Genomic DNA, 8,478 nt, shown 5'->3' with positions numbered 1-8,478 from the left:
GTCGGCGGACAGCAAGTCGATCGCCCAGGTCGGCACGATCTCCGCGAACGGCGACGACGCGATCGGCACGCTCATCGCGCAGGCGATGGACAAGGTCGGCAAGGAAGGCGTGATCACGGTCGAGGAAGGCTCGGGCCTGGACAACCAGCTCGACGTCGTCGAAGGCATGCAGTTCGACCGCGGCTACCTCTCGCCGTATTTCATCAACAACCAGCAGAGCCAGCAGGTCGAGCTGGAGGATCCGTACATCCTCCTGCACGACAAGAAGATCTCCAACGTGCGCGAGCTGCTGCCGGTGCTCGAGGGCGTCGCCAAGGCGGGCAAGCCGCTGCTGATCGTCGCCGAGGAAGTCGAGGGCGAAGCGCTCGCGACGCTCGTCGTCAACACGATCCGCGGCATCGTCAAGGTCGCGGCCGTGAAGGCGCCGGGCTTCGGTGACCGCCGCAAGGCGATGCTCGAGGACATGGCGATCCTGACCGGTGGCCAGGTGATCTCCGAAGAGGTCGGCCTGCAGCTCGAGAAGGCGACGCTCAAGGATCTCGGCAAGGCCAAGAAGGTCGTCATCTCCAAGGAGAACACGACGATCATCGACGGCGCCGGCGAAGCGGGCAACATCCAGTCGCGCATCAAGCAGATCAAGGCGCAGATCGAGGAGACCTCCTCCGACTACGACCGCGAGAAGCTGCAGGAGCGCGTCGCCAAGCTCGCCGGTGGCGTGGCCGTGATCAAGGTCGGCGCCGCGACGGAAGTGGAGATGAAGGAAAAGAAGGCGCGTGTCGAAGATGCCCTGCACGCGACGCGTGCGGCGGTGGAAGAGGGCGTGGTCCCGGGTGGCGGCGTCGCGCTGATCCGCGCGCTGGCCGGCATCGCCAAGCTCAAGGGCGACAACGAGGACCAGAACCACGGCATCCAGATCGCCAAGCGCTCGATGGAAGCGCCGCTGCGCGAGATCGTCACGAACGCCGGTGAAGAAGCGTCCGTGATCCTCAACAAGGTCGCCGACGGCAAGGGCAACTTCGGCTACAACGCAGCGACCGGCGAGTACGGCGACATGGTCGAGCTCGGCATCCTCGATCCGACCAAGGTCACGCGCACCGCGCTGCAGAACGCCGCGTCGATCGCCGGCCTCGTCATCACGACGGAAGCCATGGTCGCCGAAGCGCCGAAGAAGGAAGAAGCCCACAGCCACGGCCCGGCCGGCGGTGGCATGGGTGGCATGGGCGGCATGGATTTCTGATCCTCCGTTCCCGCGTCATGCTTCAACGAAAAGCCCCGCAGCGATGCGGGGCTTTTTTCTGTTTGATCCTGCCGGCGAAGGTAGTCGCACAACGTTTCTTCAGCCGCAGCATGACGCTGGCGCCAGCTTCCGCTCGCCTCAGCGGCGAGCTGGTGCAGAGCAGGCGCAGAGCCCTCCGCTGCCGTCGTCCCGGCGAAAGCCGGCCCCAGCGTCTCGACGTCGATGCGAAGAGTCGGACTGCGGCATGCGCCGGAATGGCGGCGGGGCGTATCGCCCTCCGGATGGTGACGCGGCAGCGAGCGCGGTGGCCGAACACCGCGCCATCACGAATCGCGTGATATCCCGCGCTGCGCTTTTCCGCTTGTCGCCATCGAGACCGCCACCACGCGGTCGCATCGTCATCGAAACAGGGGCTTTGCATGAACGACCATTCTTCGCCCGGCGCGGACGCAGGGCCGTGCGGCCGGCGTACCGGCGTGCGCTCGCGCATCCGCGCGTTCGGTCGCGCCGCCGCATTGCTGCTCGCGTTCGTTGCCTTCGCAACGATCGCGCACGCGGATCCCGATCCCTACGTGTTCGAGAGCCACGCGCCCGGCGACTTCGGCGGCGGCCTTGCGGTGGGGCCGAATCCCGTCGGCATCACGTTCCGGCTGCTGCAGCGCACGGCGATCAGCGAGATCGGCATCCACGCGCGCGGCGACGGCGTGCAGACCGTGTATGCGGCGCTCTACCAGCTCGCCACGCCCGAGACCGTGCCGGACGTCGCCGGCGACAGCCGCCTCATAGGCACGACCCTGCTGCAGCCATCCGCGACGGTGACCGACGTCTCCGCCCCGCTGGCGGTCACGCTCGAGCCTGGCTGGTACGCCATCATGGCCGGCACGGGCCGCCACGGCGCGACCGCGACGACCTGGGCCATCACCCTGCCGAACGTCTGCGCGACGTGGCCGTGCCCGACGCAGGCGAGCCAGACGGTTGGGCCGTACACGGTCAATGCGACGACCAACGCGCGTTCGTTGCAGGGCACCACGGTGCGCATCTTCGCGCGCGGCCAGGCGCTGCCGCCCGTGCCGCCGTCGACGACGGATTTCCTCTTCGAAAGCGCGCGCCCGAGCGCGTGGAAGTCGACGCAGACGAGCGGATCGGTCACGCCCGGGCGTGCGGTCGCCGTGCGCTTCAGCGTCGATCGCGAAGCGCGCCTGCGCCGTGTCGGCGCATGGATGTTCCTCGGCAGCGGCAACGTGTACGCCGCGATCGTGCGCATCGCGAGTCCGACCACGTCGCCGCCGCTCCCCGGCACGAGCGCGTTCACGAACGCGCTGGTCGGTTCGGCCGTGATCGATGTCGGCGCCGGCGCCGACGAGTACGGTGCGGACCTTCCCGACCTCGCGCTCGCGCCGGGTTCCTACGCGCTCGTGTTCGGCTCCGGCCTGTTCGGCGCTCAGGGCTCGGCGCTGATGCTCAGCGTGGTGGACCAGATCGTCGTCGGCGACGCGCAGCTCTGGGACACGAACTGGGGTATCTGGGCGCCGTCGTCGATCGACCACTACGCAGTGCGTCTCACCGGCATCGTGCCGGAACTCGCCGCGACGCCGGTCGCGTTCGGCGACGTGCCGCTCGGCGTCGAGGCCACGCGCACGGTGACCGTGCGCAACCTGCGCCAAGGCGACCTTCACCTCGCCGGCATCACGCTTAACGACGGTGCCGCCGCCGGCTTCGCACTCGACGCCGACGTCGCCACGTGCGCGACCGCGACCTTGCCTGTGCACGGCGAATGCACGTTCTCGCTGCACTTCACGCCGGCCGCGCTCGGTGCGCGCGCCGCGCGCATCGACATCGCGAGCGACGGCGGGCCCGACAGCGCTGCGGTCACCGCGAGCGGCAAGGGCATTCCCGCATGGATGGTCGTGCCCGGCGCCGGGCCGCACGGTTCGATCGCGCCGGCGACCCCGCAGGTCGTCGGCGACGGCGGCAGCATCGCGTTCACGCTGTCGCCCGACCCCGGCTATCACGTCGACACGATCGCCGGCACCTGCAGCGGCACGCTGAGCGGCCTCGTGTACACCGTCGCGTCGGTGCATGCCGACTGCACGATCGACGCGCAGTTCTCACTCGATCCGCCGAGCACGCTCACGAGCCTCGGCGGCTCGCCGCAGACGACCGGTGTCGATACCGTCTTCGCCGTTCCCTTGCAGGTGCGCGTGACGAATGACGCCGGCATCGGCGTGCCCGGCGTGACCGTCGCGTTCAGCGCGCCCGCGGGCGGCGCGAGCGCGCTCGTCGCCGCGAGTGCGAGCACCGACATGGACGGCGTCGCGAGCGTCGACGCGCGCGCCAACACGATCGCGGGCAGCTACGCCGTGAGCGCAAGCGTCGCCGGGATCGCGGGCGCCGCGTCGTTCGAACTGCACAACACGGCCGGCCCACCGGCGCACATGACCATCACCGGTGGTGCGGCACAGGCGACCGTCGTCGAGAGCGTGTTCGCCGAGCCGCTCGCCCTGCGCGTGAGCGACGCCTACGACAACCCGGTCGGCGGCGTTGCCGTCACGTTCGCCGCACCCGCGGGTGGCGCGAGCGCAACCCTGTCGTCGACGGGCGCGCTCACCGATGCGGACGGACGCGCCGCGGTCGGCGCGACGGCGAACGCGAACGTGGGCAAGTACCAGGTCACCGCAAGCGTCGCCGGTGGCGCGGCGCCGGCCGCGTTCGCGCTGCAGAACCTCGCGCCCGACATCGCCCTCGTCGTCGCCATCGGCGACGGCAGCGACTACGTCGCCTATGGCGACACCGTCGTCTACGACGTCCTGGTGAGCAACCATGGCAGCGCGATCGCGCGCGGCGTCGAAGTCGTGGCGAACCTGCCCGACGGTATCGATGCGACGGCAGCGAGCTGGACCTGCCTCGACGCGGCGAGCGGCGCCTGCTCGGAGAGCGGCAGCGGCGCGCTGCTCGATCACGCGACGCTCGCGCCGAACGCGAGCGTGCACTATCTGCTCGCGGCGCCCGTGCGCGCGGATGCCCCCGGCGAGACGGTCGAGATCGGCGCGAGCACGGCCGGCCCGTATGCGGGCGACATTGCGAACGCGAGTGACAGCAACTGGCTCGTCGTGTACCGCGACGGATTCGAGGCCGCCGCCGACGATTGAACGCGTGCGCACCGGTGCCGCGCGCGATCGGGCGACCGCGGCGCCGGTGCGGGAGGCTTACGCGTGCGCAACCAACCCGCTACAGTGGCCGATGGCCCGCCGGCGCTCGGCGGCCCCCGCGAGGCCGGGTGCCGGCCCGGGTACGCGTTCGCAGCAATCGGAACATGTCGGCAAGGCACTACCGCTTCGGGGATTTCGAGCTCGACCCGGCGTCGCGTGAACTGCGCGCTGCGGACGGCCCGGTCGCGCTGCCGCTGAAGTCGTTCGACTGCCTCGTCTATCTGCTCGAGCGGCGCGAGCGTGCGGTCGGCCGCGACGAACTCATCAGCGCGGTCTGGGGGCGCGGGGATGTCAGCGACGCGCTGCTCGGCCAGACCCTCGCCCGCGCGCGCCGCGCGATCGGCGACACCGGCGAGGAACAGCGCTTCATCCGCACGGTCGCGCGCTTCGGCTATCACTGGGTCGCGCCGGTCGACGTCATCGACGACGCGGCTTCGGCGCGCGCCGCAGCGCCGCCGGAGGCGGTTGCCGGCGACCCCATTGCGGCCACCGATGCAGCACCGCCGCCACCGCCGCAGCGCCCGCCCCGCCGCGTCGTCACGATCGCGGCGGGGCTCGCCATCCTGCTCGCCGGCGTCGCGCTGTTCGTCGCTTGGCGCGGCGCACGCACGCCGAAGGCACCGGTCCAGGCGGGCGCTGCACTCGTGCTGCCGGTCGAGGTGGCGGACGACGCGAGCGACGCGCGCTGGATCCGTTTCGGCGCCATGGACTACCTCGCCGCGCGCGTGCGCGAACGCGGCAACCTCGCGGTGCTGCCGTCCGAGCAGGTGATCGCCTACCTCGCGCGCGACGGCGCGGCGGCGGCCGATCCGGCTCGACGCCCTGCGCTCGCCGCCGCGGCCGGTGCTTCGCTCGTGCTCGCCGCGCGCATGCGCCGCGACGCGCAGGGCTGGGCGGTCGAACTCGACGTGCAGGATGCCGAACGCAGCGTGCGCCATGCGGCGACCGGACCGACGCCACTGCAGGCGATCGATCGTGCACTCGCCGACTGGCTCGGCGATCCGGCGATCGCGGAGGTTCCGCCGCGGCCGACCGCACTCGAGCTGCAGCAGCGCATCGACGCGGCCTTCCTCGAAGGCGACCTGCGCGAAGCCGCGGCGATCGCCGAGGCGGCACCGCTCGACCTGCAGCGCACGCCCGACATCGCCGTGCGCGTCGCCGAGATCGACGAGCGTGCGGGCCGCATCGAACAGGCGCAGCGTGGCTTCGAGCGGCTCGCGACGGCGCCGGACGTGTCGCCGGTCGTGCATGCGCGCGCGCTGTACGGCCTGTGCGCGGTCGCGTTCAACCGCAACCAGCCCGAGCGCGCACAGGCGTACTGCCGCGATGCGCTCGCCGCGCTCGATGGCCGGCACGAGCCGTTGCTGCTCGGCCGCGCCTACATGATGCGCGGCGTGATCGAAGACCAGCTCGGCCGCTACGAGGACGCACTCGCGAGCTTCGCGCGCGCGCGCATCGAGTGGCAGGCCGCGGGCAACCTTCCCGGCGAGGCGAGCCTCGACAACAACGAAGGGCTCGCGCACGCCCATCATGGCCATTTCGCCGAAGCGGTCGCCTCGTTCCCGCGCGGCGCCGCGGTGTTCGAGCGCTTCGGCGTCACCGATCACCTCGCCTCGTCGCTCGCCGCGAAATCCGATGCGCAGCGCATGATGCTCGAGAGCGACGACGCGCTCGCGAGCAGCACCAAGGCATGGCGGCTCGCGCCGCGCATGGATGATCCGCGGGCGGTGCTCGCGATCGCGTATACGCATGCACAGGCGCTGCTCGCGAACGGCCGCCTGGACGAACTCGGCCGCTTGGTCGAGCGCTACGACGACGGCACGCCGGCCGCGCCCCCGGAGTTCGCGCTGATGCGCCTGGCGCGCGAGACCGCAGCGGGCAAACCGCCGGCGCTCGCCGCCGCCGACGTCGACCGGCTCGTCGAGCGCGTCCTCGCGCCGCCGAACCCCGGCAGCGATGCACGCCTGTCGCGCGCGGTCGACCTGCTCGTCGATGCCGCGCTCGCGCAGGGGCGGGGCGATGTCGCGGCGCATGCGCTGCAGCGCCTGCGCGATGCCGGCGCGACGCCGCTAGACGCAGATCGAGCCTTCGTCGCGGCGTTCGCGGCCGCGCGCATCGCCGAGGCCGACGGCGACGGCTCCGCCGCGCAGGTCCACTACGCGCGCGCGTTCGAACTCGGTCTCGCCGCCAACCGCGCCGACGAATGGGTCCCCGCGGGGGCGGCCGAGGTCGCCGCGCTCGTGCGCGCGGGCCGGCTCGAAGCCGCGCGTGGGGTCGGCGGGCGCCTGGCGGCTTATGCCGAGCGCGACCTCGGCGCCGCACAGGCGCTGCTGGCGCTCTACGAGGCCAGCGGCGAGGCCGCGCCGGCCGCGCGGCTGCGCGACCGCATCGAGGTGCTGCGCGGCCAGCGCATCGCCGCCGAAAGCGCGCCGTGACGCGGCCTGTCACGACGATGTCACGCGCCTGTCACTGCCTGGTGACGCGTGTTTGATGCGCATCGGCGGGGCGTCCCCTACGGTCACGGGACATGGCCCGCCGGTCCGGCCGTTCCGTCCTGCATGAGGGTTGCCCCGCCGTGAATACGATCCCGATCCTTCGCCGCGTCATCGCCGCCGGCTTGCTCGCCCCGCTCGCCGCGGCCGCGGCGGCACCGACGACCCTGCACGTCGGCCCGTCCACCACGCTCGGCAGCGACATCACGCTCGCGGTAGGGCTCGCCCTCGACGACGGCAACCCGGCCACCTGCGGCACGGCGAGCGACCTCGACGTGCACGCGGGCGACGCGGTCAACTTCTGCTACACGCTGACCAACCATTCCACGCGCACGCTCTCCTACCACACGCTCGTCGACAGCGTCGACGGGTCGATCTTCGCGCTGATGCACGAGGACGTCGCGCCGGGTGCGTCGATGCAGTTCAACCGCATCGTCACCGCGACGCTCGGCGTCGAGGACTACGCGGCGAACTGGACCGCGCAGGACCAGGAGCCGGGTTACGCCGCCGCGCCGACCACGTTCGGATTCGTCGACATCGTGGCCACCGGCACGCCGCTCGGCCTCGGTGACGACGGTGCGACCGGCGTGACGCTGCCGTTCGCGTTCCCGTTCTTCGACGGCGCGAGCGATCTGCTCACGATCGGCAACAACGGCACGCTCGTGCTCGGCACGCTCGACGGCTTCAGCTACGCCTTCAACGACCCGCTGCCGTACGAGCCCGACGTGTTCATGGGCGGCCCGATCATCGCGCCGTTCTGGGACGATTTCGCCGACAGCTCCGGCAACGTCTGGTGGCAGGTCGACGGCACCGCACCGAACCGGCGCGTGATCGTGCAATGGGTGCGTCCGCACTTCCTGCAGTCGGGCGGCGCGCCCGCGGTGTTCGAGGCGCAGCTCGGCGAAGACGGCTCGCTGCAGTTCCACTACGCCAACACCGTGTTCGGCGACGCCGCCAATCCCGACTGGGACAACGGCGGGAGCGCGACGGTCGGCCTGCAGAACGTGGACGCGTCGATCGGCAACCTCTACTCGTACAACGCGCCGTCGCTGGCGCCGGCGAGCGCACTCGCGTGGACGCGCACGTCGCCGACCGCCTACGCGACGAGCGCCGGCGTGCATCTCGAGGTTGCGCCCGCGCTCACGCCGGCGACGATCACGGTGACGCCCGACCCGCTCGCGGCCTCGGCGATGCCGGGCGGCGCCTCGGTGACGGTGCCGGTCGTGATCGCCAACGAAGGCGACCGCGCGCTCGAGTGGAACGCGATCGAGGCGCCCGCCGCGCGTCCGTCCACCGCGCCCCGGCCGCTGCCGCTCTCGCCCCTCGCGTCGCGCAAGGTCGCCGACGACGCGGGCACCCGCGATCGTTGGCGCAGCGGCCAGCCGCAGGTCGTCTCGCTTCGCGGCGGGGTGACCGAAGGCTGTGACGAATCGACGCCGGGCATCATCGTCCACGACGACGGCGCGCCCGAAGACGGTTACCGCGACGGCTCGGGCCTGTTCACGATCGCCGGCTACGTCGACCGCTTCACGCCGAGCGC

At 71.8% G+C, this 8,478-nt stretch carries 4 protein-coding genes; all 4 read left to right on the top strand.

Translation table 11 applies throughout. The annotated features are described in order from the left end of the window. The coding region (groL, locus tag ACTHK2_RS01475) for a chaperonin GroEL (RefSeq protein WP_440243902.1) at positions 1–1,237 on the top strand (1,237 nt) is incomplete at its 5' end. Positions 1,238–1,656: 419 nt separating this feature from the next. Continuing rightward, a complete protein-coding gene (locus tag ACTHK2_RS01470) occupies positions 1,657–4,386 on the top strand; it encodes an Ig-like domain-containing protein (protein ID WP_440243901.1) in 2,730 nt (909 codons plus the stop codon). Positions 4,387–4,550: 164 nt separating this feature from the next. Next, positions 4,551–6,881: a winged helix-turn-helix domain-containing protein gene (locus ACTHK2_RS01465; RefSeq protein ID WP_440243900.1), complete on the top strand. Its 2,331-nt coding sequence runs from the start codon at positions 4,551–4,553 to the stop codon at positions 6,879–6,881. Between the two features lie 140 nt (positions 6,882–7,021). Continuing rightward, positions 7,022–8,478 (top strand): hypothetical protein (locus tag ACTHK2_RS01460; protein ID WP_440243899.1); only part of this gene is annotated, 1,457 nt, incomplete at its 3' end.

The organism is Dokdonella sp. (assembly GCF_051958935.1).
Lineage (GTDB): Bacteria > Pseudomonadota > Gammaproteobacteria > Xanthomonadales > Rhodanobacteraceae > Dokdonella_A.
The sequence above is the reverse complement of the archived record's forward strand: the minus strand, read 5'-3'. Positions and strand labels throughout refer to the sequence as shown.